At 66.3% G+C, this 26,751-nt stretch carries 25 protein-coding genes; 3 read left to right on the top strand and 22 right to left on the bottom strand.

The window, feature by feature from the left end:
* Nucleotides 1-54: 54 nt before the first annotated feature.
* Complete coding sequence (locus I4484_RS20520; RefSeq protein ID WP_197448993.1) at nucleotides 55-1,188, bottom strand: ABC transporter permease subunit; 1,134 nt, start codon at nucleotides 1,186-1,188, stop codon at nucleotides 55-57.
* Nucleotides 1,189-1,231: 43 nt separating this feature from the next.
* Complete coding sequence (locus I4484_RS20525) at nucleotides 1,232-2,197, bottom strand: PstS family phosphate ABC transporter substrate-binding protein (protein WP_197448994.1); 966 nt, start codon at nucleotides 2,195-2,197, stop codon at nucleotides 1,232-1,234.
* A 164-nt stretch (nucleotides 2,198-2,361) separates the two neighbouring features.
* On the opposite strand from I4484_RS20525, the gene I4484_RS20530 reads away from it, so the two are divergent.
* Nucleotides 2,362-2,769: an acyl-CoA thioesterase gene (locus tag I4484_RS20530; RefSeq protein ID WP_197448995.1), complete on the top strand. Its 408-nt coding sequence runs from the start codon at nucleotides 2,362-2,364 to the stop codon at nucleotides 2,767-2,769.
* A gap of 71 nt (nucleotides 2,770-2,840) precedes the next feature.
* Here the strand turns inward: I4484_RS20530 and I4484_RS20535 are convergent, their stop codons facing one another.
* The 3 genes from I4484_RS20535 to hexR all read right to left on the bottom strand — a co-directional run bounded on the left by I4484_RS20535 (nucleotide 2,841) and on the right by hexR (nucleotide 7,313).
* Nucleotides 2,841-3,929, bottom strand: coding sequence for a TRAP transporter substrate-binding protein (locus I4484_RS20535; protein ID WP_197448996.1), 1,089 nt, complete (start codon nucleotides 3,927-3,929; stop codon nucleotides 2,841-2,843).
* 144 nt (nucleotides 3,930-4,073) lie between these two features.
* Complete coding sequence (gene uvrD, locus I4484_RS20540; protein ID WP_197448997.1) at nucleotides 4,074-6,281, bottom strand: DNA helicase II; 2,208 nt, start codon at nucleotides 6,279-6,281, stop codon at nucleotides 4,074-4,076.
* A 168-nt stretch (nucleotides 6,282-6,449) separates the two neighbouring features.
* Nucleotides 6,450-7,313: a transcriptional regulator HexR gene (gene hexR / locus I4484_RS20545; RefSeq protein ID WP_197448998.1), complete on the bottom strand. Its 864-nt coding sequence runs from the start codon at nucleotides 7,311-7,313 to the stop codon at nucleotides 6,450-6,452.
* Between the two features lie 193 nt (nucleotides 7,314-7,506).
* Here hexR and I4484_RS20550 point away from each other — a divergent pair, with 193 nt between their 5' ends.
* The gene (locus I4484_RS20550) at nucleotides 7,507-7,707 is read left to right on the top strand and encodes a PA3496 family putative envelope integrity protein (RefSeq protein WP_111415152.1); all 201 of its coding nucleotides are present in this window, start codon (nucleotides 7,507-7,509) and stop codon (nucleotides 7,705-7,707) included.
* A 69-nt stretch (nucleotides 7,708-7,776) separates the two neighbouring features.
* On the opposite strand, the gene I4484_RS20555 is transcribed toward I4484_RS20550, so the two are convergent.
* Together I4484_RS20555 and I4484_RS20560 are read right to left on the bottom strand one after the other, a co-directional pair.
* Nucleotides 7,777-9,123: a sodium-dependent transporter gene (locus I4484_RS20555; RefSeq protein ID WP_197448999.1), complete on the bottom strand. Its 1,347-nt coding sequence runs from the start codon at nucleotides 9,121-9,123 to the stop codon at nucleotides 7,777-7,779.
* 131 nt (nucleotides 9,124-9,254) lie between these two features.
* Complete coding sequence (locus I4484_RS20560; RefSeq protein ID WP_197449000.1) at nucleotides 9,255-10,121, bottom strand: DUF72 domain-containing protein; 867 nt, start codon at nucleotides 10,119-10,121, stop codon at nucleotides 9,255-9,257.
* 47 nt (nucleotides 10,122-10,168) lie between these two features.
* Here I4484_RS20560 and I4484_RS20565 point away from each other — a divergent pair, with 47 nt between their 5' ends.
* The gene (locus tag I4484_RS20565) at nucleotides 10,169-10,825 is read left to right on the top strand and encodes a phosphatase PAP2 family protein (protein ID WP_234283677.1); all 657 of its coding nucleotides are present in this window, start codon (nucleotides 10,169-10,171) and stop codon (nucleotides 10,823-10,825) included.
* 36 nt (nucleotides 10,826-10,861) lie between these two features.
* Here the strand turns inward: I4484_RS20565 and I4484_RS20570 are convergent, their stop codons facing one another.
* From I4484_RS20570 to I4484_RS20640, 15 genes are all read right to left on the bottom strand, one after another.
* A complete protein-coding gene (locus I4484_RS20570; RefSeq protein WP_197449001.1) occupies nucleotides 10,862-12,568 on the bottom strand; it encodes a DUF945 family protein in 1,707 nt (568 codons plus the stop codon).
* 128 nt (nucleotides 12,569-12,696) lie between these two features.
* On the bottom strand, nucleotides 12,697-14,532 hold the full coding sequence (gene glmS / locus I4484_RS20575; RefSeq protein WP_197449002.1) for a glutamine--fructose-6-phosphate transaminase (isomerizing): 1,836 nt from the start codon (nucleotides 14,530-14,532) through the stop codon (nucleotides 12,697-12,699).
* A gap of 20 nt (nucleotides 14,533-14,552) precedes the next feature.
* Nucleotides 14,553-15,920, bottom strand: a complete 1,368-nt coding sequence (gene glmU / locus I4484_RS20580; protein WP_197451141.1) for a bifunctional UDP-N-acetylglucosamine diphosphorylase/glucosamine-1-phosphate N-acetyltransferase GlmU — start codon at nucleotides 15,918-15,920, stop codon at nucleotides 14,553-14,555.
* 101 nt (nucleotides 15,921-16,021) lie between these two features.
* Nucleotides 16,022-17,089, bottom strand: coding sequence for an FAD:protein FMN transferase (locus I4484_RS20585; RefSeq protein WP_197449003.1), 1,068 nt, complete (start codon nucleotides 17,087-17,089; stop codon nucleotides 16,022-16,024).
* 32 nt (nucleotides 17,090-17,121) lie between these two features.
* Complete coding sequence (locus I4484_RS20590) at nucleotides 17,122-17,934, bottom strand: undecaprenyl-diphosphate phosphatase (RefSeq protein ID WP_197449004.1); 813 nt, start codon at nucleotides 17,932-17,934, stop codon at nucleotides 17,122-17,124.
* A gap of 172 nt (nucleotides 17,935-18,106) precedes the next feature.
* On the bottom strand, nucleotides 18,107-19,480 hold the full coding sequence (mgtE, locus tag I4484_RS20595; protein WP_197449005.1) for a magnesium transporter: 1,374 nt from the start codon (nucleotides 19,478-19,480) through the stop codon (nucleotides 18,107-18,109).
* 157 nt (nucleotides 19,481-19,637) lie between these two features.
* Complete coding sequence (locus I4484_RS20600) at nucleotides 19,638-20,066, bottom strand: F0F1 ATP synthase subunit epsilon (protein ID WP_197449006.1); 429 nt, start codon at nucleotides 20,064-20,066, stop codon at nucleotides 19,638-19,640.
* A 24-nt stretch (nucleotides 20,067-20,090) separates the two neighbouring features.
* On the bottom strand, nucleotides 20,091-21,467 hold the full coding sequence (gene atpD, locus I4484_RS20605) for a F0F1 ATP synthase subunit beta (RefSeq protein ID WP_197449007.1): 1,377 nt from the start codon (nucleotides 21,465-21,467) through the stop codon (nucleotides 20,091-20,093).
* 70 nt (nucleotides 21,468-21,537) lie between these two features.
* A complete protein-coding gene (gene atpG, locus I4484_RS20610; RefSeq protein WP_197449008.1) occupies nucleotides 21,538-22,422 on the bottom strand; it encodes a F0F1 ATP synthase subunit gamma in 885 nt (294 codons plus the stop codon).
* Nucleotides 22,423-22,490: 68 nt separating this feature from the next.
* The gene (gene atpA, locus I4484_RS20615) at nucleotides 22,491-24,035 is read right to left on the bottom strand and encodes a F0F1 ATP synthase subunit alpha (RefSeq protein ID WP_197449009.1); all 1,545 of its coding nucleotides are present in this window, start codon (nucleotides 24,033-24,035) and stop codon (nucleotides 22,491-22,493) included.
* Between the two features lie 16 nt (nucleotides 24,036-24,051).
* Nucleotides 24,052-24,588, bottom strand: coding sequence for a F0F1 ATP synthase subunit delta (locus I4484_RS20620; protein ID WP_197449010.1), 537 nt, complete (start codon nucleotides 24,586-24,588; stop codon nucleotides 24,052-24,054).
* 11 nt (nucleotides 24,589-24,599) lie between these two features.
* Complete coding sequence (locus I4484_RS20625) at nucleotides 24,600-25,070, bottom strand: F0F1 ATP synthase subunit B (protein WP_197449011.1); 471 nt, start codon at nucleotides 25,068-25,070, stop codon at nucleotides 24,600-24,602.
* Nucleotides 25,071-25,143: 73 nt separating this feature from the next.
* The gene (gene atpE / locus I4484_RS20630) at nucleotides 25,144-25,371 is read right to left on the bottom strand and encodes a F0F1 ATP synthase subunit C (RefSeq protein WP_104203122.1); all 228 of its coding nucleotides are present in this window, start codon (nucleotides 25,369-25,371) and stop codon (nucleotides 25,144-25,146) included.
* Between the two features lie 68 nt (nucleotides 25,372-25,439).
* The gene (atpB, locus tag I4484_RS20635; protein ID WP_197449012.1) at nucleotides 25,440-26,267 is read right to left on the bottom strand and encodes a F0F1 ATP synthase subunit A; all 828 of its coding nucleotides are present in this window, start codon (nucleotides 26,265-26,267) and stop codon (nucleotides 25,440-25,442) included.
* A 7-nt stretch (nucleotides 26,268-26,274) separates the two neighbouring features.
* A complete protein-coding gene (locus I4484_RS20640; protein ID WP_197449013.1) occupies nucleotides 26,275-26,682 on the bottom strand; it encodes an ATP synthase subunit I in 408 nt (135 codons plus the stop codon).
* Nucleotides 26,683-26,751 lie beyond the last annotated feature (69 nt).

A 26,751-nucleotide genomic window follows, 5' to 3' on the forward strand; every position in this document is an offset into this window, starting at 1 on the left:
CAGGGCCCTTCCGGGCGCGGCAGGCGACGCTTGCCGAGCTTCACCTGCGTCTCCTCACGGCGAACCCCCGAGCCAGCGGTAGCGACGCCGCAGTCGGCTCCTCACCACCTCGGCCAGGGTGTTGACCAGGAAGGTGAACCCGAACAACAGCAGGGCCGCCAGCAGCAGCAGCCGATAGGCCTCGCTGCCGGGAACGGCTTCGGGCAGCTCGACGGCGATGCCCGCCGCCATGGTGCGCATGCCCTCGAAGGGGCTGAGGCTGATCAGCGCAGTGTTGCCGCTGGCCATCAGCACGATCATGGTCTCGCCCACGGCGCGGCCGGCGCCGATCATCACCGCGGCAAAGATGCCGGGGGCGGCGGCCGGCAGCACGACCCGCCACAGGGTCTGCCAGCGCGTCGCGCCCAGCGCATGGGCCCCCTCGCCGAGCCGGCCCGGCACGCCCGAGAGGGCATCCTCGGCCAGCGCATAGACGCTCGGCATCACCGCGAAGCCCATCGCCAGCCCCACGATCATGGCGTTGCGCGTGGCGTAGTCGAGCCCCAGCTCGGCATCCAGCCAGACGCGCAGGTCGCCACCGAACAGCAGCGCCTCGACCCCGGGCGAGAGGGTCAGGCCGAGCGCTGCCAGCAGGGCCAGCCACGGCACCAGCCACACGCCGGCCCAGGCCAGCGGCAGCCGGCGACGCCCCGCCGAAGGCAAGCGTCGCCACAACGCCGCGGCCAGCAGCACGCCCAGCGGCAATATCAGCAGCAGCGCCAGCGAGCCCGCCAGGTGGCGCTCCACCCAAGGCGCCAGCACCAGTCCGGCAACGAAGCCGATGACCACACCGGGAAGCGCTTCCATCATCTCCAGGGTGGGCTTCATGCGGCTGCGCAGCCGCTGCGACATGAACATCGCCGAGTGGATCGCCGCCCCCAGCGCCAGGGGAATGGCGAAGGCCATCGCCCAGAAGGCCGCCTTCAGCGTACCCCAGGCCATCGGCGTGAGGGTCAGGCGGATTCGTGCCGAGTCGAGGCTTCCTCCCAGCAGGGCCGGCAGAACCTCCATCAGCAGGAACACGCCAATGGCCAGCACGGCCACGATCACCCCGATCCCTCCGGCCATGATCAGGACGGTGGCCAGCCGATCGCGCTGCCGGCGCCACCCGGATCGCGAGGAAGGGGAAGCGGGAAGGGGTTCTATCATGATCGGCAGCCTATAACGACTCGATGACAGTTGGATGACAGCGTCACGGCGGCGGAGCGTCCAGTCCCAACCGCTCACGCTGGGACGCCAACGCCGCCTCCGAGAGCGCCACGAACCCCAGCTCGGAGACCGTCTGCTGGCCCTCGGGCGAGAGGATGAGTTCCAGCAGCGCCCGCTCCGGCCCCGACAACGCCTCCCCAGGGGGGAGGTTGGCGTAGAGGTAGAGCGAACGGCTCAACGGATAGCCGCCCCGGCGCACCTGCTCGGCATCGGGTAAGCGCCGCGTGCCCTCGTGATCCTCCAGGGCCAGGGCCTTGACCCCCGGAGTCAGATGGTTGAGCCCGACATAGCCGATCGCCCGGCGACTCTCCGTCACCGCCGCCGCCACGGCGGCCGATCCGGGATGCTCATTGAGTCGCTGCCGGTACTGGCCAGCACACAGGGCATGCTGGCGAAAGAACCCATGGCTGCCCGATGCCGGGTTGCGCCCGTGCAGCTCGATACGCCCGGCCCGGTCATCGATGCCCAGCTGCTGCCAACGGGTGATGTCGCGTTCACCGCCGCAGCGGCGGGTGCGGGAGAAGATGGCATCGACCTCGGTCAGGCGCAGCGATTCCAGCGCATGGTGGCGATGGACGATGATCGCCAGCGCATCGCGGGCCACCTCGACTTCCACCGGGGCATAGCCGTGGCGCTGGACGAAGGCGCGGCGCTCCTCCTCGTCCATCGGCCGCGACATGGGGCCGAGCCGGGTGGTACCGGCCGCCAGGGCCGGCGGGGCACTGGCCGAACCGCTGGCCTGCAGCTGCAGGCGAATGCCGGGGTGTCGCTCGCCGAGCTGCTCGCCCCAGCGCAGCATCAGTCCGGCCATGGTGTCGGAACCCACGACGCCCAGGGTACCGACCGGCGGCTCGTCAGCCTGGGCCATCGCGGCCAGCAGCGCCAGCAGAACGGTAAGGCAGCCGTGGCGTAGCTTGCAGCGGCCAGGCCGCCTGCCGATGGGAATCATGCCGGCCTCCTCATGGCTGTCGAAGGATTGTCGGAGTCATGCATCGACTGGGGCGGCTTGTCGCAGCGCTGGTGAGCGCAGGCCACGGCGTATAAGATGGCCCACTGCAATCGCTGCGATGCAATATCAGCGCCCACAACAACAAGCCGAGCTTACGACATTCCATGACCGACCTCGACGATATCCCCGCTCCCCAAGGGCAACTGACCCTCAAGTTACTGGCCAACCGCCAGGATACCAACCTCTACGGCGACATTCCCGGAGGCTGGCTGGTGCGCCACATGGACCAGGCCGCCGAGCTGGCGGCGGGTCGCGAAGCGCATGGCCGCACCGCCACCGTGGCCATCGAGACCATGGATTTCCTGTGCCCGGTACGCGTCGGCTCGATGGTCAACATCTACACCGCCGTACGCGAGATCGGCCACAGCTCGATCAAGATCGACGTGGAGGTGTGGATCCGCCAGCCCCACGAGCGCGAGACCAGCGAACTGCACAAGGTCACCGAGGCCCGCTTCGTGATGGTGGCGCTCGACGACAAGGGGCGCATCCGCGCGGTGCATCAGCCCGGCTGAGCGACGCCGGGATCTGAACGAGACGAGGGCGCCTGATGGCGCCCTCGTGGCTCGATCCGGTCGGACAGCGTTCACTCGACGAGGCTGTCGCGGGCCTTGAGGTAGGCAAATTCGCCGGCATCGTTGGAGGGGCGGACCAGCTTCTGGAAGGCCTGGTAGGACTCGTAGACCTTGGCCGAGTCGGGGTCGCTTTCCACCTGCTCCTGGATCACCGCCCGCGAGGCCTCGTAGAGGGCCTCCATGACGTCCTGCGGGAAGCTGCGCAGCTGCACGCCGTGCTCCTCCACCAGCGTATCCAGCGCCTGCGCGTTGCGATAGGTGAACTCGCTGTACATCGCCAGGTTGGAGGCCCGCGCCGCCTCGGTCACCACCGCCTTGAGATCGTCGGGCAGCTCGTTCCAGGCATCCAGGTTGACCGTGCCCTCGAGCACCGCCGACGGCTCGTTCCAGGACGAGGTGTAGTAGTAGTCCGCCACCTGGTGCAGGCCGAAGGCCAGGTCGTTGTAGGGGCTGACCCAGTCGGCGGCATCGAGCACGCCGGTCTGCATCGAGGTGAAGATCTCACCGCCCGGCATGTTCACGGTGGTCACGCCGATACGGTTCATGGCCTCGCCGGCCAGGCCCGGCAGGCGCAGCTTGATGCCCTGGAGGTCGTCGAGCGAATTGATCTCCTTCTTGAACCAGCCGCCGGGCTGGGTACCGGTATTGCCCACCGGGAACGGTTTGAGATTGTGCTTGGCGTAGATCTCGTCCCACAGCTCCTGGCCACCGCCGTGGTAGAGCCAGGCGTTGGTCTCGGTGGTGTTCATGCCGAACGGCACGGCGGTGAAGAACTGCGAAGCGGCGACCTTGCCGCGCCAGTAGTAGGCGGCGGAGTGGCCCATTTCGGCGGTACCGGCGGCGACGGCATCGAACACCTCCAGCGGTGGCACCAGCTCGCCGGCGCCGTGGACGCGAACCCGCATGCGGCCGTTGGAGAGCTGCTCGATACGCTTGGCGAAATCGTTGGCCCCGGTACCCAGGGCCGGGAAGTTGGTCGGCCAGGAGGTGACCATGTCCCAGGTGATGGTTTCCTGCGCCTTGGCGGTGGAAACGAAGGGGGCGGCGACGACACCGGCGGCACCCAGGCCGGCGGTCTTGAGGAATTTACGGCGTTGCATGGCGAGCCTGACTCCAGTGATTATTCTGAGTCGCGTCTAATCAAGCGCGATGTGTCCGCCTGTGAGTATGCTGAATGCCCATTTGGGCAGCAAGGCCGCCTTTTGACGTAGACGTCAACGTACCCAGGGATACGCGGCGTATTCCTACAGGGGGGTGAGCTTGGCGAACCCAAGCACCAGCCACTTGTCGCCCTCGCCCTCGAAGCTGACCTGGACCCGCGCGCGGGCGCCTTCGCCCTCGGCGTTGAGGATCACGCCCTCGCCGAACACCGGGTGCTGCACCCGCTGGCCCAGGCTCAGACTGGGCAGGTCGCCGCCGGGATCGACCGAGGTCTGACGCGAGAGGCCCACCGCCGGGCGCGTGGCCGTCACCGGCCGCGAGATCTGGCCGCGCAGGCGCACCTCTTCCAGATACTCGGCGGGGATTTCGCGTAAAAAGCGCGACGGCCGCTGGAAGGTCTCCTTGCCGTGCAGACGGCGGATCTCCGAGTGGGTGAGGTAGAGCTTGCGCATGGCGCGGGTCAGGCCGACGTAGCAGAGGCGGCGCTCCTCCTCCAGGCGGCCCGGCTCCTCCAGCGACATCTTGTGCGGGAACAGCCCCTCCTCGACCCCGGCGATGAACACCACCGGGAACTCCAGACCCTTGGCCGAGTGCAGCGTCATCAGCTGCACGCTGTCCTCGAACTCGTCGGCCTCGTGCTCGCCGGCGTTGAGCGCCGCCTCGGCGAGAAAGGCCTCCAGCGCCACGACACCCTCGCCGGCCTCGGGCGGGTCGAAGGATTCGCCCTGGGTGAAGGCGCGGGCGGCATTGATCAGTTCCTCGAGGTTCTCGACCCGGGCCTGCCCCTTCTCGCCCTTCTCGTTGCGATGATGCTCCACCAGCCCGGAGCGCTCGTTCACGTGATCGATGATCTCGTGCAGTGACATGCCGGCGGTGTCGTTGTCGAGCCCTTCGATGAGGTCGGCAAACGCCTGCAGCGACGCGCCCGCGCGCCCCTTCAGCGCGCCGTCCATGAGACCGTCGTGCAGTGCCTGCCACAGCGACACGCCGGCCAGGCGGGCGCGTTCGCGCACCTGCTCCACGGTACGGGTGCCGATGCCCCGCGGCGGCACGTTGATGATGCGCTCGAGAGAGGCGTCGTCGTCACGGTTCAGCAGCAGGCGCAGGTAGGCCAGGGCGTTCTTGATCTCGAGGCGCTCGTAGAAGCGCTGGCCGCCGTAGATGCGATAGGGCATGCCCTGACGGATCAGGGTCTCCTCGAGCACCCGCGACTGGGCGTTGGAGCGGTAGAGGATGGCCACGTCGCGGCGTCGGTAGCCCTCGTCGACCTTCTCCTTGATGGTGTCGACGATGAAGCGCGCCTCATCCAGGTCGTTGAAGCCGGCATACACCGAAATCGGCTCGCCGCGGGCGCCGGCCGTCCACAGCTCCTTGCCCATACGCTCGGCGTTGTGGCTGATCAGGGCGTTGGCGGCATCGAGGATGGCGCTGGTGGAGCGGTAGTTCTGCTCCAGGCGCACGGTATGGGTGGCCGGAAACTCCTGCTCGAAGCGGCGGATATTCTCGATCCGTGCCCCGCGCCAGCCGTAGATCGACTGGTCGTCGTCGCCCACCACGGTCATCGGTGTCTTCATGCCGGTGAGCAGCTTGAGCCAGGCGTACTGCAGGGTGTTGGTGTCCTGGAACTCGTCGACCAGCACATGGGCGAAGCGCTCCTGGTAATGCGCCAGCAGCGCCGGCGTATCGCGCAGCAGCTCGAGGCTTCTGAGCAGCAGCTCGCCGAAGTCGACCAGGCCGCCGCGTTCGCAGGTGAGCTGATAGCGCTCGTAGAGCTCGACCATCTGGGCCATGTAGGCATCGCCGTGCACGTCGACCTGATGCGGGCGCAGCCCCTCCTCCTTGCAGCCGGAGATGAAGTACTGCACCTGACGCGGCGGGTAGCGCTCGTCGTCGATCTGGTGATCCTTGAGCAGGCGCTTGATCAGGCGCAGCTGGTCGTCGGTATCGATGATCTGGAAGTGCTGCGGCAGCCGCGCATCCTGCCAGTGGGTGCGCAGCAGGCGATGAGCGATGGAGTGAAAGGTACCGACCCAGACGTTGCGCAGCGACAGCCCGAGCAGCGCCTCGAGGCGCGTACGCATCTCGCGCGCCGCCTTGTTGGTGAAGGTCACGGCCAGCACGGCATAGGGAGACAAGCCCTCAGCCTGCATCAGCCAGGCGATGCGATGCACCAGCACCCGGGTCTTGCCGGAGCCGGCCCCGGCCAGCACCAGCATGTTGCCCTGGGGCGCGCTCACCGCCTCGCGCTGGGCCGGGTTCAACTGATCGAGGATCGCCGTGACGTCGTCCATGGGGAGGGCATCGCTGCTTGAAAAATGGATCGTCAGCTTAACATATCCGCCCGCAGGGGCGCGGGAGGGAAGAGGGAAGCCAATTGTTTCCCCTTCCCTCTTCAAGCGGCATAGCCGCGCTCTTAGGCGCGAAGCGCCGATCTTTCATCTATGAGCGGCGAAGCCGGGTCAAGGCTTGCCTTCCTGTTCCGGAAACCTCAACGGCGTCAAGCTCTTCTTGACTGCCTTGAGCTGCTCGGCGAGCTTCGGCCCGCGGGTCTTGGCCACGCCCACGGCGAGCACATCGACCAGCACCAGGTGGGCGATGCGCGAACTCATCGGCGTGTAGATCTCGGTGTCCTCGTGCACGTCGATGTAGAGCGGCAGGGTCACCTCCTCGGCCAGCGGCGAGCCGCTGGGGCACAGGCCGATCACCGTGGCCCCGGCCTCACGGGCCAGGCGCACGCTGGCCACCAGGGCACGGGTGCGGCCGGTCTGGGAGATCGCCACCACCACGTCGCCCTCCTTGAGGGTCACCGCCGACATGTTCTGCATGTGCGGGTCGGCGTAGGCGGCGGTGGAGATCTGCAGGCGGAAGAACTTGTGCTGGGCGTCGAAGGCCACCGCGCCGGAGGCGCCGAAGCCGTAGAACTCGACCCGGTTGGCCATCGCCAGGGCCTGGATCGCCCGGCTCATGGCGTCGTTGTCGAGCCGGTCGCGCACCGACAGCAGGGTGCCCACGGTGGAGTCGAAGATGCTCTGCGAGAACTCGGCGACGGAATCGTCGTCGTTCATCGAGAACTGGGCGAACTGGCTGCCCGAGGCCAGCATCTGCGCCAGCTTGAGCTTGAAGTCCTGGAAGCCGTTGCAGCCGAGGGCCCGGCAGAAGCGCACCACGGTCGGCTCGCTGACCTTGGCCTCGGTGGCCAGGTCGACGATGCGCATGTGGATCACTTCGTCGGGGTTGCGCAGCACGAAGCGCGCCACTTTCTGCTCGGAGCGGCGAAAATGCTCCATGCGGCGTCTCATTTCATCGAACAGGGCGCGGCTCACGCGGAACTCCTTGGTTGACGAACGCAGGGGTCAGTATGCCTGATCCCGCCCCGCTTGGGGGAGTTTCCCGGCGGGGAGCGTGGAATGGCCCACTTCGTCACGAAACTGTCAAGTAGGGTATAGTAAAGATGCTGTGATTTGATCTTGCTGGACGAGAGAAGATAAGGCACAGAAGAAGAAGGGAGAGTCGATCATGAGTAAGGTCGAACGGGTCACTTCCGTCAAGAACGAACTTCTCGACATCTTCATGAGCATCAACGTCGCCGAGCACGAAAAGCGCTCCCGCAGCGCCGCCCAGCGCAACCTGCGCGCCCGACGCGGCATCGAGCTACACCAGGAGTTCAAGCAGCTGGAGCGCGACATCGCCGACCTGGCCGACGAGGAGAAACACTGAAGCGGCCGCCCACCGGCGGCCGTTCGCTACCCACGCCAGGCCCCGCAGCCCGGGGCCTGGAGGGAGGCCTTAGCCCAGCAGCGAGTGCAGGAACACCGCGACCACGCCCAGCGGCGCCACGTAGCGCGCCACCACCACCCACAGCGACTGACCGGCACCGGAGAGATTGAGCTCGGCGGCCACGCTCTGGCGATCCAGGCACCAGGCGACGAACAGGATCGCGCCGAGCCCCGTCAGCGGCAGCAGGATCTTGCTGGTGAAGGTGTCCAGCAGATCGAACACGTTGAGCCCCAGGATCAGGAACTCGCCCAGCAGGTTGAACGAGAGCAGGGCGAGGATGCCCAGGGCCCAGACCGCGACGCCGCTGACCAGAGTGGCCACGACGCGCGACAGCGGCGTGCGCTCCTCGACGAACTCCACCACCGGTTCCAGCAGCGAGATGGCCGAGGTCAGGGCGGCGAACGTCAGCAGCAGGAAGAACATCAGCCCCAGCAGGGTACCGCCGGTCATATTGCCGAAGGCCAGCGGCAGCGTGACGAAGATCAGCCCCGGTCCCGAGTTGAGGTCCAGCCCGTTGGCGAACACGATGGGAAAGATCGCCAGCCCCGCCAGCAGGGCGATGCCGGTATCGAGGAGGATCACCGTGCGGGCGGTACCCAGCAGGTTGACCTCCTCGCCCAGGTAGGAGCCGTAGGCCATCATGATGCCCATGCCCAGCGACAGGGTGAAGAAGGCCTGACCCATGGCGGCCAGCACCACCTCACCGCTGATGGCGCCCCAGTCGGGCCGGAACATGAAAGAGAGCGCCTCGCCGAAATGCCCCGTCGTCATGCCGTAGCCCACCAGGACCAGCATCAGGATCACCAGCGCCGGCATCATGGTGCGCACGGCCCCCTCGAGCCCCTTGGTCACGCCGCGGGCGACGATGCCGATGACCAGCAGCATGAACACGGTATGCCACAAGAGCAGGGTAACGGGGCTGCCCAGCATACCGGTGAAGACGCCGCCGACGCCCTCGGCATCCTGGCCGCTGAAGGTGCCGGTGATCGAACCCAGCGTGTAGGAGAGCGACCAGCCGCCGATCACGCTGTAGAAGGAGAGAATCAGGAAGGCGCCGAGCACGCCGCTCACGCCCACCAGCACCCAGGCCGGCAGGTGTCCGCCACGGCGGGCGAGTTCGGCCATGGCATTGATCGGGTTCTCCTGGCCACGCCGGCCGATGAGCCACTCCGCGACCAGGATCGGCAGGCCGATGACGGCGATGCAGAGCAGGTAGACCAGGACGAAAGCCGCCCCGCCGCTCTCGCCCACCATGTAGGGAAACTTCCAGATATTGCCCAGCCCCACCGCCGAGCCAGCGGCGGCGAGCACGAAGGTCATCTTCGACGACCATTGCGCATGTACGAGTTTAGACATGACTCACCTGTTGTTGTGTATCTGGTTGTTGATCTTTCTCAAGCGCAAAAACTCAGTAGATCGGAAGGTTTCTGGCTCGAATGTCGGCAAATTTATCCGATCATACGCTCGAACGCCAGTTGCGATGGCGGTCAGAACAGGCGCGCTTGCCGCTCCCCGGCGAAATCGCTCAAAGGCGACAGGCCGAGGGCGCCGGCAAGCGCCTGGAAAAGCCGTCTCGCCAGCTGCGGAGCCTGTCGGTTGTCGGCGGTATGCACAAACAGAAAAGGGGTTTTCCCCTGATTTATCCACAACCTGATCTGGCCGATCCAGGGCTGGAAGTAGCGAAGGTTGATGGTCTCGTCCACATGACCGATGAAGCGAATCAGCGGCTGGCCTCCCGTGGAAAGCACGTGTAATGGGCATCTTGGTTTTTCATTCTGAGCGTGGGCCAGTGCCGGATCGCCCCTTGCCGGGGTCGAGAAAAGCGCACGAACGTCGAGCATCGCGCGGTTGGCGCCGTGAGTTATCAACAGGCGGTTCAAGGCGACTTCTGCTGTCCCCTTGTGGAAAAACTCGGGGTGGCGGACCTCCACGGCGCAGGGGATCCCGGTCGGCCAGCGCGCGAGCAGCGCCTCGAGGCGGGCCAGTTCGGCGAAGCCGAAGTCGCGCGGCAACTGAACGAGCAGCGGCCCCAGGCGCTCGTGCAGCGGGGCGAGCGAATCGACGAAGGCGTCGAAGTCCGCTTCGATGTTGTGAAGGCGCCGCTCGTGGGTCAGTGCCGCCGGCAGCTTGAAGCAGAAGCGAAAGTGCGGAGGGACCAGGCGCGACCAGGCGGCCGCCGTCTCCGCCCGGGGTGCGCCACTGTAGAAGGTGGTGTTGCCCTCCACCGCGGAGAAGACCCGGGCGTAGTCCGCCAGCCAGCCTGACTGGCCCGCGTAGGGCGGATAAAGGGAGCCACACCACTCGGGGTTGGCCCACATGGGCAAACCCAGATACAGTCCGGACAACCTTGTCATGCTCCTGTAACAAAAATAATCGGAAGCGACGCGCCGCGAGTGGCAGCATGAGCTGCCCCGCCGCACAAGGAAGACGCGCCCACCACCGCGCTACAACGCCCATGGAAACGACGCTCAATCTTGCCCTGTTCACCCGCCTGAACGCTGCACCCGACAGCGATCCTCGCCTGCTGCTGCTGGCGGAGGTGTTCGCCGTCTATCTGATCTGGATGGTGCCGGCCCTGCTGGTCATCGGCTGGCTACGCGGCAGCGACCGTTTGAAGCGTCCGCTGCTCGAGGCCTTCGTCGCCACCCTGCTCGCCCTGGCGGCGAGCTGGCTGCTCGGTTTCCTCTGGCCCAGCCCGCGGCCCTTCATGGTCCCGGTCGGGCAAACCTTCCTGGAGCACGCCCCGACCCCCGGCTTTCCCAGCAACCACGCAACGATCATGCTGACCATGGCCTTCAGCCTGCTGCTGCATGCCGGCACCCGGCGTATCGGTCGCTATCTGCTGCTGCTGGCACTCCCGGTGGCCTGGGCGCGGATCTTCCTCGGTGTGCATTTCCCGCAGGACATGCTCGGCGCCCTGCTGCTGGCGGCGGTCACGGCCACGCTGGTCGGCGCCAGCCGCACCTGGCTGATCCTGCCGTTCTATCACCACGTGGCCATGCGGCTCTATCGCCTGCTGTTCGCCCCGCTGATCCGGCGTGGCTGGGTGGCGCGCTGAGCGCGCCAGCCAGCCATCAACGCGCCGCAGATCGGTTCAGAACTGGCCCAGCAGCCACTCGCCGGGTTCGCCGTTCATCCGCAGTTGGCCATCCTCGAGCTGCAGGTGCAAGGAGTAGCGGTCCCCTTCCTCGCGACGCACCACGCCGAGCTCCAGCATCGGCTGCAGGCCTTGGGCGACCATCTCCTTGGCCATCGCATCGAGTTCGTTGTCCGAGATCATCACCCCGTACTGCTGTCGCAGCGACTCGCGGGCGACCTTGTGCAACAGCAGCGCGGAGGCGTTCACGCTCAGGTCCAGGCGATTGTCCGGCGCCAGCAGCTTGTGCTGATCGAAGGCGTCGAGATCCTCGAGGGCCAGGTCGGCGTCCAGTGACAGGTCGGCATCCGCATCGCCGATGCTGAACGACACCGGCTTGAAGGTGAAGGCGGAGCGACCGGCCATCAGCGTCTCGCTCGCCTGCTCGATACGTTCGAACACCGGGAGCACGGCGTCGGGGTCGTCCAGGCTGAAGACGTCGATCGCTTCGTAGACCAGTTGCCACAGCGTGTCGTACGCCTCTCGCGGAAGCTGGCCATAGCTCGACTCGAGGTGGAACGCGATCGGCTCTTCCATGCCTTGGATGCGTAGATCCCGGGACGCGACCAGCTGCGCCACCCGGAACTGCGAATCGGACTCCGGCTCAACGTCCAGGCGATAGTTCACGCTCTGCGCTTCAAAGCCCGGCGACTGCTGCTGGCGTACCGTCATGCCGTCGAGGTTCAGCCCAAGCTGGCCGTACCAGCTGGTCTCGCCCTGGCGTGTCGCCTTGAAATCGGCCTCGATGCCTTGCAGGGTCAGGAACAGCTCAGGCTCCTCGGCCTCGAAGCCCCGCATGGCAAAACGGCTGTCGACGCTCGCGAAGCGCCCCTGCTCGTCGAAGTCGAGCTGGACCTCGACGTTCTGCCCATCGATTCGCGAATCGCCCGTCTGCGCCGGGTCACGGCTCTGGCTCAGCATCGGGCCATCGTCGGAGGTGAAGGTGACCTCACGCAGCACGCCCTGGGGGAAGGAGACCACGAGGTTGGAGGTGGCACCTTCGAAGGTATGCACGGCACCAGGCTCCTCCAGCCGGGCCTGCCCCAGGCGGTTGCTGCTGCGGTACTCGCCCATGGTCGGGTCGTAGCGGAAATCGCCACCCAGGTAATCGGCGACGTAGCGCATGTCGAATCCCGCCTCGCTGAGCAGCGGACCTGCGACCAGCGTCATCTCCTGGGGGGCCCATTCGCCCTTCACCACGCGATCGAAGCCCACGCTTGCCTCGTAGCGCGAAAGAGCGCCGGCCTCCTCCCACTGGACCAGCTGATCGAACAGCCAGCCCGACGCCTCGATCCGCCCCTCGAGGCGGGCCAGAGCGCCCATGAAGGGACCGTGGACGATGCGGTCGCTGATGGCGATCCGCAGCGGCTCGCCCTCGAGCTCCAGCGCCATGTCCTCAGCGAGCAGCCGTTGGTAGGCCTGGGCGAACTCCGGCTCGAGAACGAGTTCATAGCTGGCTCGCGCTTCGAACCAGCCCCTCTCGTAACTCGGGTTCTCGATCTGGATATATTCGAGGCTGCCGAACTGGTGAAGGTAATCGGCATACTGTCGCTCTATCTGGCGCCCCATCCAATGGGGGGCCCCCAGGCCGGCGATGAGCGCTAACCCGACGACGGCCGCCAGCGGTTTCTTCAGGGAGTTTCCCTGCTGCTTTCCTTTCCCCACGTCGATATCCTTTTCTCGTTCTTGGTTTAATTGAAATTAGGCGGCAATGAGGCACGCTTATTGCTGCCCGACTTCATAACGAAGTGTAACGACAAGACACGAGAAAGGTAAGTCGACTCACAGCGGCATCATTCCACCGTCACTGACTTGGCCAGGTTGCGCGGCTGGTCGACGTCGGTGCCCTTGAGTACCGCCACGTGGTAGCTCAGCAGCTGCAGCGGCACGGTGTAGAGGATCGGGGCCAGGGCATCGTGAACGTGGGGCAGCCGCAACACCCTGACGCCCTCCTCCTCCGCGAGGCCGACCCCCTCGTCGGCAAAGACGAAGAGTTCGCCGCCGCGTGCCTTCACCTCCTGGAGGTTGGACTTCAGCTTGTCGAGCAGCTCGTCGTTGGGGGCGACGGAAATCACCGGCATCTCGCTGTCGACCAGCGCCAGCGGTCCGTGCTTGAGCTCGCCGGCAGGGTAAGCCTCGGCGTGGATGTAGGAGATCTCCTTGAGCTTGAGCGCACCCTCGAGGGCGATGGGAAAATGCGCACCGCGGCCGAGGAACAGCGCATGCTGCTTCTCGGCGAAGGCCGTGGACAGCGCCTCGATGGCGTCGTCGAGCTCGAGCACGCGGCTCACCAGCCGCGGCAGGCCGCGCAGGCCGGCTACCACCTCGGCCTGGGTCTCGGCCGCGAGCCCCTTGACCCGTCCCATGGCCAGGGTCAGCAGCATCAGGGCGGTGAGCTGGGTGGTGAAGGCCTTGGTGGAGGCGACGCCGATCTCGGGGCCGGCCTGGGTCATCAGCGTCAGGTCCGATTCGCGCACCAGCGAACTGCCCGGTACGTTGCAGATCGCCAGGCTGCCGAGGTAGCCCTGCTCGCGCGCGAAGCGCAGCGCCGCCAGGGTGTCGGCGGTCTCGCCGGACTGCGACAGGGTGACGAACAGGGTGTTGTCGGGCACCACCACGGTACGATAGCGGTACTCGGAAGCCACCTCCACCTGCACGGGTATCCCGGCATAGCGCTCGAGCCAGTAGCGCGCCACCAGACCGGCGTGGTAGCTGGTGCCGCAGGCCACGATATGCAGCTGCTCGACCCGCGCGAACAGCGCCTCGGCGTCGGGGCCGAAGCACTCGGCCGGCACCGAGCGCTCGCCCAGCCGCCCTTCGAGGGCCGCCGCGATCACCGCCGGCTGTTCGAAGATCTCCTTCTGCATGAAGTGACGGTACTCGCCCTTGCTGGCCGCGCCGTCGCCGTGCTCGAAAGTCTGGATCGGGCGCTGAGCGGCCTGGCCCTCGGCATCGAAGATCTCGATCCTGCCGCCGGCCGAGAGGCGCACCACATCGCCTTCCTGTAGGTAGATGAAACGATCGGTGACCTGCAGCAGCGCCAGCGGGTCGGAGCCGAGGAAGGCCTCGTCGATGCCCACCCCCACCACCAGCGGGCTGCCCTTGCGTGCGCCGACGATGACATCGGGCTCGTCGGTGTGGACCACCGCCAGCGCATAGGCACCCTCGAGTTGCGCGAGCCCGCGCTGCACGGCGGCCAGCAGACCGTCGCCATGACGGTATTCACGCTCCAGCAGATGAGCCACCACCTCGGTGTCGGTCTGCGAGGAGAAGGCGTAGCCGGCCGCCTGCAGCTCACGCCGCAGCGGCTCATGATTCTCGATGATGCCGTTGTGCACCAGCGCCAGCCGATCGCCCGATTGATGCGGGTGGGCATTCTCCTCGCTGGGCCTGCCATGGGTGGCCCAGCGGGTGTGGGCGATACCGCAGCGGCCCGGCAGGGCGGTCTCCGTGAGCAGGGCCTCGAGGGCGGCCACCTTGCCCAGCGCCCGGCGACGCTGCAGCTCGCCGGCAGCGCCGAGCACGGCCATGCCGGCCGAGTCGTAGCCGCGATACTCCAGCCGCTTGAGCCCTTCGAGCAGGATCCCTTCCACGTTGCGCTCGGCAACGGCACCGACGATTCCACACATGACGATTCCTCGCGCTTGCCTCAGTCTCGAGTGTTCTTGGTCGGCCGTGCCCAGCCGGCCTTGGCGATCTGGCGTCCGCGGGAGACGGCCAGGGCGTCGTCGGGCACGTCCTTGCTGATGGTCGAACCGGCACCGACCGTGGCGCCACGCCCGACGCTGACCGGGGCGACCAGGGCGGTATTGGAGCCGATGAAGGCGTCGTCGCCGATCTCGGTGCGATGCTTGTTGGCGCCGTCGTAGTTGCAGGTGATGGTACCGGCGCCGACGTTGACGTCACGCCCCAGCCGCGCGTCGCCCACGTAGCTCAAGTGGTTGATCTTGCTGCCCTCGCCCACCTCGACGTTCTTGGTCTCGACGAAATTGCCCACCTTGGCGCCCACCGCCAGGCGAGTGCCGGGACGCAGCCGGGCGAAGGGTCCGATGCGGTTGTGCCCGGCCGCCACGGCGCCCTCGATCACGCTATGCGGCTCGATCACGCACTCGGCACCGATATGGCTGTCGCGAATCACGCAGTGCGCGCCGATCCGCACGCCCTCGCCCAGCTCCACCTCGCCCTCGAACACGCAGCCGACGTCGATCTCGACGTCGTGCCCGCAGCTCAGGCGACCGCGCACGTCGAGACGCGACGGATCGAGCAGCGCCACCCCTTGAACCATGAGCTCGTCGGCGATGCGCGCCTGATGCGCCCGCTCCAGGCGTGCCATCTGCAGGCGGTTGTTGACCCCCTCCACCTCCAGCGGGTCGGCCGGCTGGGCGGTGGCGATGGCGACCCCCTCGGCGGCCGCCATGGCGATGATGTCGGTGAGGTAGTACTCGCCCTGGGCGTTGTCGGCGGAGAGCCGCGGCAGCCAGCGCTTGAGCTGGGAGGCGGTCATGGCCATGATGCCGGTGTTGCACTCGCGGATCGCCAGCTCGTTCTCGCTGGCATCCTTCTGCTCGACGATGGCCACCGCCCGCCCGTCTGCGTCGCGCAGGATGCGGCCGTAGCCGCTCGGGTCGTCCAGCGTCACGGTGAGCAGCGCCATGCGCGACTCGCCCACTTCGTCCAGCAGCTTGGCCAGGGTCTCGCGCCGGATCAGCGGCACGTCGCCGTACAGTACCAGCACCCTGCCGTCGCCCAGATCATCCAGTGCCTGCGTCACCGCATGTCCGGTGCCCTTCTGTTCGGCCTGCAGCGCAAAGCGCACCGGATAGTCGGCGAGTGCCTCGCGCACCCGTTCGGCACCGTGGCCGACCACCACGTGCAGGCGTTCCGCCTCCAGCTCGCGTGCGGTATCGAGCACGTGGCGCACCATCGGCTTGCCGGCCAGGCGATGCAGCACCTTGGGCAGAGTCGAACGCATCCGCGTGCCCTGCCCGGCCGCCAGTATCACCACATCCAGGGTCATCGAAGACTCCTTGTCCATTCGATTGGCTCCAGTTCATCGGGGGCCCGGCGGCCCGCCCTCGGCTATCGACGGGGCGGTCGCGCCGTTCTCAAGGCGGCGGCTCAGCGCACTTCCAGGCCCATCTCGTCACTCAGTTCCCCGCCCAGGTAATCGGCGAAGGCGGGGCTCGCGACACTGCTCCAGCCTTCGTCCTCGCGCACCAGCAAGAGCACCTTGAGGCCCTGCTCGCGCGCCAGCTCCAAGCCCTCTTCGCCCAGCACCATCATCGCCGTGGCCCAGGCATCGGCCCAGGCGTTGGAGGGGTGGGCCACCGTCACCGACGCCACGCGATGCTCGATGGGGCGCCCACTACGCGGGTCGATGGTGTGCGAGAAGCGTTGCCCATTCTCTTCGAAATAGTTGCGGTAATCGCCTGAGGTCGCCACTGAAATATCGTGCAGCGGCACGATATGCGTGGCCTCCTGGCGATCGTCGAGCGGCGCCTCGATGCCGATGCGCCAGGGCTCGGCCTGCCTGTCGCGGTAGCCGCGCGTGATCAGGTCGCCGCCCAGGTTGACCAGGTAGTGCTCGATGCCTTCGGCGTCGAGGTAGGCGGCAACCCGATCGGTGGCGTGCCCCTTGGCCACGCCGCCGAGGTTGACGAACACGTCGCGCAGCCGGCGTGCCTGCAGGGCGTTCTCATCGACCTCGATGCTGTCGGGACCGACCTCGGCCAGGCGCGCCTCGAGGGTCTCGTCGTCGGGCACCTCGCGCGGGCGTGCCTCGGAGCCAAAGCTCCACAGGTTGACCAGGCCGCCGAGGGTGACGTCGAAGGCGCCGTCGCTCGCCTCGGCCACCGATTGGCTGATCGCCAGCACCTCGATCAGCTCGTTGGAGAGTGGCTGCCACTCCCCGAGCGGCGCCTGGTTGAAGGCCATCAGCTCCGAGTCGTCGCGATAGATCGACATGGCGGCATCCACCTGTTCGAGCACCTCGAGCAGCCCTTCCTCCAGCTCGCGCGCCTGGCCCTGGGTCAGGCTGTCGGCGATGGTCACCTGGTAGAAAGTGCCGAAGATGCTTCCCTCCAGGCGCACCGGCGATTCCAGCGGTCGATCGCTCTCGGAGCAGCCGGCCAGCAGCAGCCCCAGGAACAGCACAGAGATCACCACAGGACGCAGGACGGGATTCATGGTAACAGGACTCCTCGACGAGTGTGGCATGGCTACCCGAAGATCCACAGCAGCCATAGTCCGAGCACGATGCGATAGATGACGAACGGCTGCATGCCGATCCGCTTGATGAAGGCGATGAAGTAATGGATGCAGAGGTAGGCGCTCACCCCCGACAGGATCACGCCAACGCCCATCGCCGGCCAGTCGATGCCGCGCGGCATCTGCACCAGCCCGACGATCTCCAGGCCCGCAGCCAGGGCCGTCACCGGGATCGACAGCAGGAACGAGAAGCGCGCCGCCCCCTCGCGGCTCATGCCGAGCAGCAGCGCCGCGGTGATGGTGATGCCGGAGCGCGAGGTGCCGGGAATCAGCGCCAGCGCCTGGGCCAGGCCGATCAGCATCGCATCGCGCAGGGTCAACTGATACTCGCTGCGCCCCCCGCGCTTGTGCCAGTCGGCATAGCCCAGCAGTAGACCGAAGCCGATCAGGGTGATCCCGATCAGGATCGGCGAGCGCATTCCCACCTCGATGACGTCGTGGAAGGCAAGGCCGACGACACAGACCGGGATCGTGGCCAGCAGCACCCACCAGGCCAGCCGGGCATCGGGATCGACGCTGCCCCCGCGCAGGCTTCGTCCGCGCAGGGACAGGGCCCAGCTCGCCCCCATGCGCTTCAGATCGTGGCGGAAGTAGAGCACCACCGCCGCCAGGCTGCCCAGGTGCATCGCCACGTCGAACACCAGCCCCTGATCGTTCCACTCGGTCAGCACCGGCACCAGTATCAAGTGGGCCGAGCTCGAGATGGGCAGGAATTCGGTCAGGCCCTGAATCACTGACAGCACGACGACCTGAAGCCAATCCATATGGCGCTCTCCTGTTGGCAAGGACGTGCGCAGCCTGACAGCCGACGCACGGCAGGACGCGAAGAGGATACACGTCCCCCTGCCGCTTGTCCGCCGTGTCTCGTTACAATTCTGTTCGCCCCCGGCCGGCAGCAGCGAGGGGCCACGCCGGGGTGCCGTTCGCGCCCGCCCGCTAGAGTCCCGTCAGCACCGCCGTGGCGATGCTGAAGTAGATCAGGACACCGCTGGCGTCAATCAGCGTGGTCACCAGAGGCGCCGAGGCGGTGGCCGGGTCCCAGCCCACTCGGTTGAGAATGAACGGCAGGCACATGCCGAGCAGGCTGCCGAACAGCACGATGGTCACCATGCTGGCGGCCACCACCATGGCCACCGCCTCGCCGCCGCGCATCACGCCGATCGGCGCCACCGCCAGCGCCATGGTCAGCCCCAGCGAGCCGGCCACCAGCAGTTCGCGCCCGAGCAGCTTGCTCCAGTCCTTGACGCCGACATCGCCGGTGGCCATGCCGCGCACCGTGAGCGTGGCGGCCTGGGCGCCGGCGTTGCCGCCGCTGCCGATCAGCAGCGGCAGGAAGAATACCAGGGCCACCTGGGCGGCAATGGTGTCCTCGAAGTAGGCGATGCCCGCCCCGGAGAAGAGGTTGGCGAACACCAGCAGTACCAGCCAGGTCACCCGCTTGCGATAGAGGCTCCACAGCGGTACCCGGCTGACGCCGTCCTCGAGCTGGCCGATGGACATGCCCTTGTGGAAGTCCTCGGTGGCCTCCTCCTCGGCGACGTCCATGGCGTCGTCGTGGGTCACGATGCCGACCAGGCGCTCGTCGTGGTCGGTGACCGGCACCGCCAGCATGTCGTAGCGCGCCACCAGGCGCGCGACCTCTTCCTGCGCCTCGTCCACCGGCACGCTGATGACGTCCTTGATCATCAGGTCGTCGACCTGAGCGCCGGGCCGCGCCACCATCAGCTGGCGCAGCGACAGCGTGCCGGCCAGCTTACCCTCCGGGTCAATGATGTAGAGCTGATAGACCGTCTCGGCGTCGGGAGCCGTCTGGCGCACCCGCATCATCGCCTGGGACACGGTCATGCCGCTGGGGATGGCGACGTAGTCCGAGGTCATGATCGCCCCGGCGGTGCCCTCCTCGTAGCTGGCGAGGCGCTTGAGGTCTTCGCGCTCCTGGCGCGCCATACGCCGTAGCAGCACCTCCTGGCGGTCCTCGCCGAGCAGGTTGAACAGGTCGGCGCGCTCATCCGATCCCATCTCCTCCAGCACCGAGAGCAGCAGCTCATCGGTCATGGCCTCGGCCACCTCGAGCTGGACTTCGCCGGGGAGATACCCCAGGACGTTGGCGCGGCGCTCGAGCGGCAGGAAGTCGAGCAGCTTCAGGACACTGGGAAGATCGTCGTCATCCTCGGCCATCTCCTCGAGTATCTCGGAGAGGTCCGCGGCGCGCAGCTCGGGAAGCCACTGGTCGAGGCGTTCGCGATCCTCCTGCTCGAGGGCAAGGATCAGGGTTTCCTTGTGTTCCTGCAGCTGTTCGCTCAACGACATGGCGCTCTCCTGGAGCCACGCCGTGGGAAGCGTCACCACGGCATGGCGGATGCATATGGGCCCGGACGACTCCCGAAACCCGCTCGCTCATGATAACAGAGACGAAAACGCCCCCCGAACGGTGTTCGGGGGGCGCTTCGTGGCAGCCGGGCGGAAATCAGCCCTTGCCGCCCTTCTTGCGCAGTTGCTGGATCGTGCGCAGCTGGGCCACGGCTTCCGCGAGCTCGGCGGCAGCACGGGTGTAGTCCATCTCCGCCGACTTCTCGTTGAAGGCACGCAGCGCATGCTGGCGGGCCTCCTCGGCAGCGGCCTCGTCGAGGTCGCTGGCCCGTGCGGCCGAGTCGGCCAGCACGGTCACCACGTCCGGTTGCACTTCGAGGAAGCCACCCGACACGTAGTAGTTCTCCTCCTGGCCCCCGTCGTGGATCACACGGATGGGGCCCGGCTGCAGCTCGGTCAGCAGCGGCGCGTGCCCGGGCAGGATGCCCAGGTCGCCCATGATGCCCGAAGCCACGATCTGCTCGATCTCACCGGAGAAGATCGAGGCCTCGGCGCTGACGATGTTGCATGTGAAGCTTTTCGCCATAGCGAAGTCCCCCAGTGGACGGGATTACTTCATCTGGTTGGCTTTCTCGACGGCTTCGTCGATGCTGCCCACCATGTAGAAGGCCTGCTCCGGCAGATTGTCGTACTCGCCGTCGAGGATGCCCTGGAAACCGCGAATGGTCTCCTTCAACGGCACGTACTTGCCCGGCGAGCCGGTAAAGACTTCGGCGACGAAGAACGGCTGCGACAGGAAGCGCTGGATCTTGCGCGCGCGGGCCACGGTCTGCTTGTCCTCGTCGGACAGTTCGTCCATGCCCAGGATCGCGATGATGTCCTTGAGCTCCTTGTAGCGCTGCAGCACGCCCTGCACGCGGCGGGCGGTGTCGTAGTGCTCCTCGCCGACGACCAGCGGGTCGAGCTGGCGCGAGGTGGAATCCAGCGGATCGATGGCCGGGTAGATACCCAGTTCGGCGATCGAACGCGCCAGTACCACGGTGGCGTCCAGGTGGGCGAAGGTGGTGGCCGGCGACGGGTCGGTCAGGTCGTCCGCAGGAACGTAGACCGCCTGCACCGAGGTGATCGAGCCCACCTTGGTGGAGGTGATACGCTCCTGCAGAACACCCATCTCCTCGGCCAGGGTCGGCTGGTAGCCCACCGCGGAGGGCATACGGCCCAGCAGGGCGGATACCTCGGTACCGGCCAGGGTGTAGCGATAGATGTTGTCGACGAACAGCAGCACGTCACGGCCTTCATCGCGGAACTTCTCGGCGATGGTGAGGCCGGTCAGGGCCACGCGCAGACGGTTGCCCGGCGGCTCGTTCATCTGACCGTAGACCAGCGATACCTTGTCGATAACGTTCGACTCGGTCATCTCGTGGTAGAAGTCGTTACCTTCGCGGGTCCGCTCACCCACGCCGGCGAACACGGAGTAACCGCTGTGCTCGATGGCTATGTTGCGGATCAGCTCCATCATGTTGACGGTCTTGCCCACGCCGGCGCCGCCGAACAGGCCGACCTTGCCGCCCTTGGCGAACGGGCAGACCAGGTCGATGACCTTGATGCCGGTCTCGAGCAGCTCGTTGGACGCCGCCTGCTCGGCATAGGTGGGGGCGGGACGGTGAATGGGCATGCGCTCCTGCTCACCGATGTCGCCGGCCTCGTCGATCGGGCGGCCCAGCACGTCCATGATGCGGCCCAGGGTCTCCTTGCCTACCGGCACGGAGATCGGAGCGCCGGTGCTGGAGACTTCCAGGCCACGCTTCAGACCCTCGGTGGAGCCCATGGCGATGGTGCGCACCACGCCGTCGCCCAGCTGCTGCTGGACTTCGAGCACGGTCTCGGAGTTGGCGACGTTGAGCGCGTCGTAGACCTTGGGCACGCTGTCCCGCGGAAACTCGACGTCAATCACCGCGCCGATGATTTGTACGATACGTCCGCTCATCTTGCGATCCTCTCAAAAACCTGCAAATGAAACCTGTGTGCCGGGAAGCGCCCGCAGCGCTTCCGAGGCGCTATACGGCAGCGGCGCCGCCGACGATCTCGGAAATCTCCTGGGTGATGGCGGCCTGACGGGCCTTGTTGTAGACCATCTCCAGATCGTCGATGAGGCTGCCGGCGTTGTCGGTGGCGTTCTTCATGGCGATCATCCGGGCCGCCTGCTCGCAGGCCCCGTTCTCGACCACCGCCTGATACACCTGGGATTCGATGAAACGAACCAGCAGGCTATCCAACAGCGCCTTGGCATCCGGCTCATACAGGTAGTCCCAGCTACCGGGACGCTTGTTGTCCTCGTCGTCCGCATCGGTTCCCATGTCGGGAGCGAGCGGCAGCAACTGACGAACCACCGGCCTTTGCGTCATGGTGTTGACGAACTCGTTGTACACCACGAAGAGGCGGTCGATACGCCCCTCGTCGTAGGCGTCCAACATCACCTTGACGCTGCCGATCAGGTCCCTCATCTCGGGCGATTCGCCCAGGCCGCTCTTGGCCGCGACCAGGTTGCCGCCGTAGTTGCGGAAGAAGCCGCCGGCCTTGCTGCCCAAGGCGCAGAAGTCGAGCTCCGCGCCCTCCTTGCGCCACGCCACGGCGCTCTTCACCACGGCCTTGAACAGGTTGACGTTCAAGCCGCCGCACAGGCCGCGGTCGGTGGACACCACGATGTAGCCGACCCGCTTCACCTCGTCGCGCTCGACCAGGTAGTCGTGCTTGTACTCGGGGTTGGCGTCGGCCAGATGGCTGGCCACGTTGCGGATCTGCCGGGCATAAGGCTGGCTGGCCTTCATCAGATCTTGCGCTTTACGCATCTTCGACGCAGCGACCATTTCCATGGCGCTGGTGATCTTCTGCGTATTCTTGATGCTCCCGATCTGGGTGCGTATCTCTTTTGCAGCTGCCATAGCGATCTACCTCGTTCGTGGCCCTCAGAAGATGTCCATGGCCCGCCCTCGCGGGCGGGCCGGCGGATTTACCAGCTCTGAGTGGCCTTGAACTGCTCGAGACCCTGCTTCAGCCCTTGCTGGATCTCGTCGTTGTAGTCGCCGGTCTGGTTGATCTTGTCGAGCAGCTCGGCATGCTCGGACCTCATGTAGTCGTGCAGCGCACGCTCGAAGTCCAGCACCTTGCTGACGTCGACGTCATCCAGGAAGCCTTCGTTGGCGGCGTACAGCGATACCCCCATCTCGGCCACCGACAGCGGCGAATACTGCTTCTGCTTCATCAGCTCGGTGACGCGCTGACCGTGCTCCAGCTGCTTGCGGGTGGCTTCGTCCAGGTCGGAGGCGAACTGGGAGAAGGCCGCCAGCTCGCGGTACTGGGCGAGTGCCAGACGCACGCCGCCGCCGAGCTTCTTGATGATCTTGGTCTGCGCCGCCCCCCCCACGCGGGATACCGACAGACCGGCGTTGATGGCCGGACGGATGCCTGCGTTGAACTGGTCGGTCTCGAGGAAGATCTGGCCGTCGGTGATCGAGATCACGTTGGTCGGAACGAACGCGGAGACGTCACCGCCCTGGGTCTCGATGATCGGCAGCGCGGTCAGCGAGCCGGTCTTGCCGGTCACTTCGCCGTTGGTGAACTTCTCGACGTAGTCGGCGTTGACGCGAGCGGCACGCTCGAGCAGACGCGAGTGGAGATAGAAGACGTCGCCCGGATAGGCTTCACGGCCCGGCGGACGGCGCAGCAGCAGCGACACCTGGCGGTAGGCCCAGGCCTGCTTGGTCAGGTCGTCGTAGACGATCAGGGCGTCCTGGCCGCGGTCGCGGAAGTACTCGCCCATGGTGCAGCCGGCGTAGGGTGCCAGGAACTGCATCGGGGCCGGGTCGGCGGCGCCGGAGGCGACCACGATGGTGTGCTCCATCGCGCCGTGCTCCTCGAGCTTGCGCACCACGTTGGCGATGGTCGACTGCTTCTGACCGATTGCCACGTAGACGCAGATGACGCCCTTGCCCTTCTGGTTGATGATGGTGTCGACAGCGATCGCCGACTTGCCGATCTGGCGGTCGCCGATGATCAGCTCGCGCTGGCCGCGGCCGATCGGCACCATGGCGTCGATCGCCTTGAGGCCGGTCTGGATCGGCTGGTCCACCGACTGACGGGTGATGACGCCCGGGGCGACCTTTTCCACCGCGTCGGTCAGCTTGGCGCCCACTTCGCCCTTGCCGTCGATGGGGTTGCCCAGCGGGTCGACCACGCGGCCGACCAGCTCGGGGCCCACCGGCACCTCGAGGATGCGACCGGTACAGCTGGCGGTCATGCCCTCTTCGAGCTGGAGGTAGTCGCCCAGCACCACCGCGCCCACGGAGTCGCGCTCGAGGTTGAGCACCATGCCGTAGATGCCGCCGGGGAATTCGATCATCTCGCCGAACATCGCGTCTTCGAGGCCGTGAATACGCACGATGCCGTCGGAGACACTGACGATGGTGCCCTGGTTACGGGCTTCGGATGCGACATCCAGCTTTTCGATACGCTGCTTGATGATGTCGCTGATCTCGGAAGGATTCAGTTGCTGCATGCCATGTCCCTCGGACTCAAGCGGTAAGAGCTTCGGAGAGGCGGTTCAATCGACCGCGCACCGACCCGTCGATGACGGTGTCGCCGGCGCGCAGGATGACGCCCCCGATAAGCTTCGGATCCACCTGAGTGGTAATGGAGATTTCGCGATTCAGCCGCTTCTTGAGCGCGCCGGCGAGCTTGTTCTGCTGCTTGTCGTCGAGCGCGTAGGCCGAGACGACGGTGACCTCGACGCGCTGATCATGCTCGGCGCGCAGATACGCGAAGCGCTCGGCGATCGCGGGAAGCGCCGCCAGCCGGCCCTTCTCGCCCAGCACGTCGAGGAAGGCCTTGGCCGAGTCGTCGAGCGTGACCTCGGTCAGCTCGATGAGCATGGCCACCTTGCGCTCGGGCGCGAGGCGCGGGCTGGACAACAGCTTCTGCACGTCGCGTACGGCGACGGCCTGGCCCAGCTTGCCGAGCCACTCGGACCAGTCGTCCAGCGCCTGGTGATCGCGTGCGTGCTCGAACGCCGCTCTGGCGTAGGGTCGCGCGACGGTGGAAAGTTCCGCCATGGATCACCTCCTCACAGTTCGGCGGCAAGCTTGTCGAGCAGCTTGCGATGCGCCTTCTCGTCGACGGAGGCTTCCAGGACACGCTCGGCACCCACCACGGCGAGGCTGGAGACCTGGGCCCGCAGCTCGTCCTTGGCCCGCTGGACTTCCTGGTCGATCTCGGCACGCGCGCTGGCGATCAGACGCTCGCCTTCGGCACGGGCCTGCTCGCGGGCTTCCTCGACCATCTGCGCCGAACGCTTGTTGGCCTGCTCGAGAATCTGCGAAGCCTGCTCCTTGCTCTCGCGCAGCGTCTGAGATGCCTGCTCCTGGGCGAGCTCGAGGTCACGTGACGCCCGGCTGGCCGCATCGAGACCCTCGGCAATCCGCTTCTGGCGCTCGTGAAGCGCGGTGCTGATCGGCGGCCACACATACTTGATACAGAACCAGACAAAAATCGCGAAGGCGATCGTTTGTCCGATAAGCGTCATGTTGATATTCACGGGTATGTACCTCTGACGGGTTCGTGGCGACCGGAAACGAGCAAACCGAGCGCTTCAGCGCTCGGCAGCGTCGTTAACCGGCGACGACGAAGATCAGGTACATCGCGATACCCACGCCGATCATCGGCACGGCGTCGAGCAGGCCGGCCATCAGGAAGGTCTTGGTCTGCAGCTGGTCGCCAAGCTCAGGCTGGCGAGCGGTGGACTCGAGCAGCTTGCCGCCCAGCAGGGCGAAGCCGATACCGGTACCCAGAGCGCCCAGACCGATCATGAGGGAGGCGGCGAGGTAGATGTAATCCATGATGTGCTCCTAGTTTTCAAGTTGACTTTCAAGGGGTTGAGGGTTGGTGAACTGCAAGTTGCTCGTTCTCAGTGGTGCTCGTGCGCGGCGCTGAGGTAGACCACGGTGAGCATGGTGAAGATGAAGGCCTGAAGGGTGACCACCAGGATGTGGAAGATGGCCCACGGCACGTCGAGCAGCCAGATGGCCCAGAACGGCAGCAGGGCGATCAGGATGAAGATGACCTCGCCGGCGAACATGTTGCCGAACAGTCGCATCGCCAGGCTGAAGGGCTTGACGACCAGGCTCACCACCTCGAGGACCAGGTTGAACGGGATCAGCAGCCAGTGGTTGAACGGCGTCAGCGAGAGTTCGCGGGCGAAGCCGCCGGCGCCCTTGACCTTGAAGCTGTAGTAGAGGATCAGCAGGAACACACCCAGCGCCATGCCCAGCGTGGCGTTGACGTCGGTGGTGGGCACGATCTTCATGTAGTCGACGCCGAGGCGTGCGAACAGCTCCGGGAAGTAGTCGACCGGGATGATCTTGAGCGTGTTCATGAGCAGGATCCACACGAACAGCGTCAGCGCCAGCGGCGCGATGATGGGGTTCTTGCCGTGGAACGCCGAGCGCACCAGGCCCTCGATGAATTCGATGACCATCTCGACCGCGTTCTGCAGCCCGCCGGGCACGCCGGTAGTGGCAATCTTGCCGGCCTTGCGGAACAGCCAGATGAACAGCAGACCCATGGCGATGGACCAGCCCATGGTATCCAGGTGGATGGCCCAGAAGCCCATCTCGCGGGCCTCTTCGGCGGAGTGGGCGAGCGACCAGCCGTTCTCGGGATGGCGCCCGAAGGTCAGGTTCTGGAGGTGGTGCTGGATATAGGACGCTGCCGTGACTTCGTTACCTACTGCCATGCTGTCGTTACCTCGATTCAGGAGTCGGCCGATCACGCTTGAACCAAGGCGCGAGCCAATGCGTGAACAGGACCGCCACGTATGCGACAAAGAAGAAAATCGGGTTTGAGGGGGGCACTGCCGCGAATACCGCGGCCATCAGCGCCACCGTCAAACCGAACTTTCCTGCCTCGGCCCGGTACAGGTTCGAGACGAAACGACCCGCCTGCCTGCCTCCGCGTACCGAGCCGATGCGCCAGGCGAAGTAGAGGGAGGGAATCAGGCCCACCAGCCCCCCCATCAGCGCCGACAGCGCGCCTTCGCTTCCCGCTATCAATGCGCCGATGGCCATCACGGACATGGCCGCTGCGGCCTGCCACCCGAGCAGACGGGTGGTATCGATGCGCTCGCGCCTGCGACTGGGGTGTCTGTGCATCTGTCGACAGTCCTACCCCGCCGTGACAGGGCATGCGGGCCATCAGAACCTGGCGGGTAGCCCAGGCAA

Origin of the sequence: Halomonas sp. SS10-MC5 (genome assembly GCF_015992245.1) — a bacterium.
Lineage (GTDB): Bacteria > Pseudomonadota > Gammaproteobacteria > Pseudomonadales > Halomonadaceae > Halomonas > Halomonas sulfidoxydans.

What these genes read in the sequence shown, in the direction of transcription:
- I4484_RS20520 (WP_197448993.1), bottom strand. Translation starts at nt 1,188, where the DNA reads ATGATAGAACCCCTTCCCGCTTCCCCTTCCTCGCGATCCGGGTGGCGC.
- I4484_RS20525 (WP_197448994.1), bottom strand. Translation starts at nt 2,197, where the DNA reads ATGATTCCCATCGGCAGGCGGCCTGGCCGCTGCAAGCTACGCCACGGC.
- I4484_RS20530 (WP_197448995.1), top strand. Translation starts at nt 2,362, where the DNA reads ATGACCGACCTCGACGATATCCCCGCTCCCCAAGGGCAACTGACCCTC.
- I4484_RS20535 (WP_197448996.1), bottom strand. Translation starts at nt 3,929, where the DNA reads ATGCAACGCCGTAAATTCCTCAAGACCGCCGGCCTGGGTGCCGCCGGT.
- uvrD (WP_197448997.1), bottom strand. Translation starts at nt 6,281, where the DNA reads ATGGACGACGTCACGGCGATCCTCGATCAGTTGAACCCGGCCCAGCGC.
- I4484_RS20550 (WP_111415152.1), top strand. Translation starts at nt 7,507, where the DNA reads ATGAGTAAGGTCGAACGGGTCACTTCCGTCAAGAACGAACTTCTCGAC.
- I4484_RS20555 (WP_197448999.1), bottom strand. Translation starts at nt 9,123, where the DNA reads ATGTCTAAACTCGTACATGCGCAATGGTCGTCGAAGATGACCTTCGTG.
- I4484_RS20560 (WP_197449000.1), bottom strand. Translation starts at nt 10,121, where the DNA reads ATGACAAGGTTGTCCGGACTGTATCTGGGTTTGCCCATGTGGGCCAAC.
- I4484_RS20565 (WP_234283677.1), top strand. Translation starts at nt 10,169, where the DNA reads ATGAGCTGCCCCGCCGCACAAGGAAGACGCGCCCACCACCGCGCTACA.
- glmS (WP_197449002.1), bottom strand. Translation starts at nt 14,532, where the DNA reads ATGTGTGGAATCGTCGGTGCCGTTGCCGAGCGCAACGTGGAAGGGATC.
- glmU (WP_197451141.1), bottom strand. Translation starts at nt 15,920, where the DNA reads ATGACCCTGGATGTGGTGATACTGGCGGCCGGGCAGGGCACGCGGATG.
- I4484_RS20585 (WP_197449003.1), bottom strand. Translation starts at nt 17,089, where the DNA reads ATGAATCCCGTCCTGCGTCCTGTGGTGATCTCTGTGCTGTTCCTGGGG.
- I4484_RS20590 (WP_197449004.1), bottom strand. Translation starts at nt 17,934, where the DNA reads ATGGATTGGCTTCAGGTCGTCGTGCTGTCAGTGATTCAGGGCCTGACC.
- mgtE (WP_197449005.1), bottom strand. Translation starts at nt 19,480, where the DNA reads ATGTCGTTGAGCGAACAGCTGCAGGAACACAAGGAAACCCTGATCCTT.
- I4484_RS20600 (WP_197449006.1), bottom strand. Translation starts at nt 20,066, where the DNA reads ATGGCGAAAAGCTTCACATGCAACATCGTCAGCGCCGAGGCCTCGATC.
- atpD (WP_197449007.1), bottom strand. Translation starts at nt 21,467, where the DNA reads ATGAGCGGACGTATCGTACAAATCATCGGCGCGGTGATTGACGTCGAG.
- atpG (WP_197449008.1), bottom strand. Translation starts at nt 22,422, where the DNA reads ATGGCAGCTGCAAAAGAGATACGCACCCAGATCGGGAGCATCAAGAAT.
- atpA (WP_197449009.1), bottom strand. Translation starts at nt 24,035, where the DNA reads ATGCAGCAACTGAATCCTTCCGAGATCAGCGACATCATCAAGCAGCGT.
- I4484_RS20620 (WP_197449010.1), bottom strand. Translation starts at nt 24,588, where the DNA reads ATGGCGGAACTTTCCACCGTCGCGCGACCCTACGCCAGAGCGGCGTTC.
- atpE (WP_104203122.1), bottom strand. Translation starts at nt 25,371, where the DNA reads ATGGATTACATCTACCTCGCCGCCTCCCTCATGATCGGTCTGGGCGCT.
- atpB (WP_197449012.1), bottom strand. Translation starts at nt 26,267, where the DNA reads ATGGCAGTAGGTAACGAAGTCACGGCAGCGTCCTATATCCAGCACCAC.
- I4484_RS20640 (WP_197449013.1), bottom strand. Translation starts at nt 26,682, where the DNA reads ATGCACAGACACCCCAGTCGCAGGCGCGAGCGCATCGATACCACCCGT.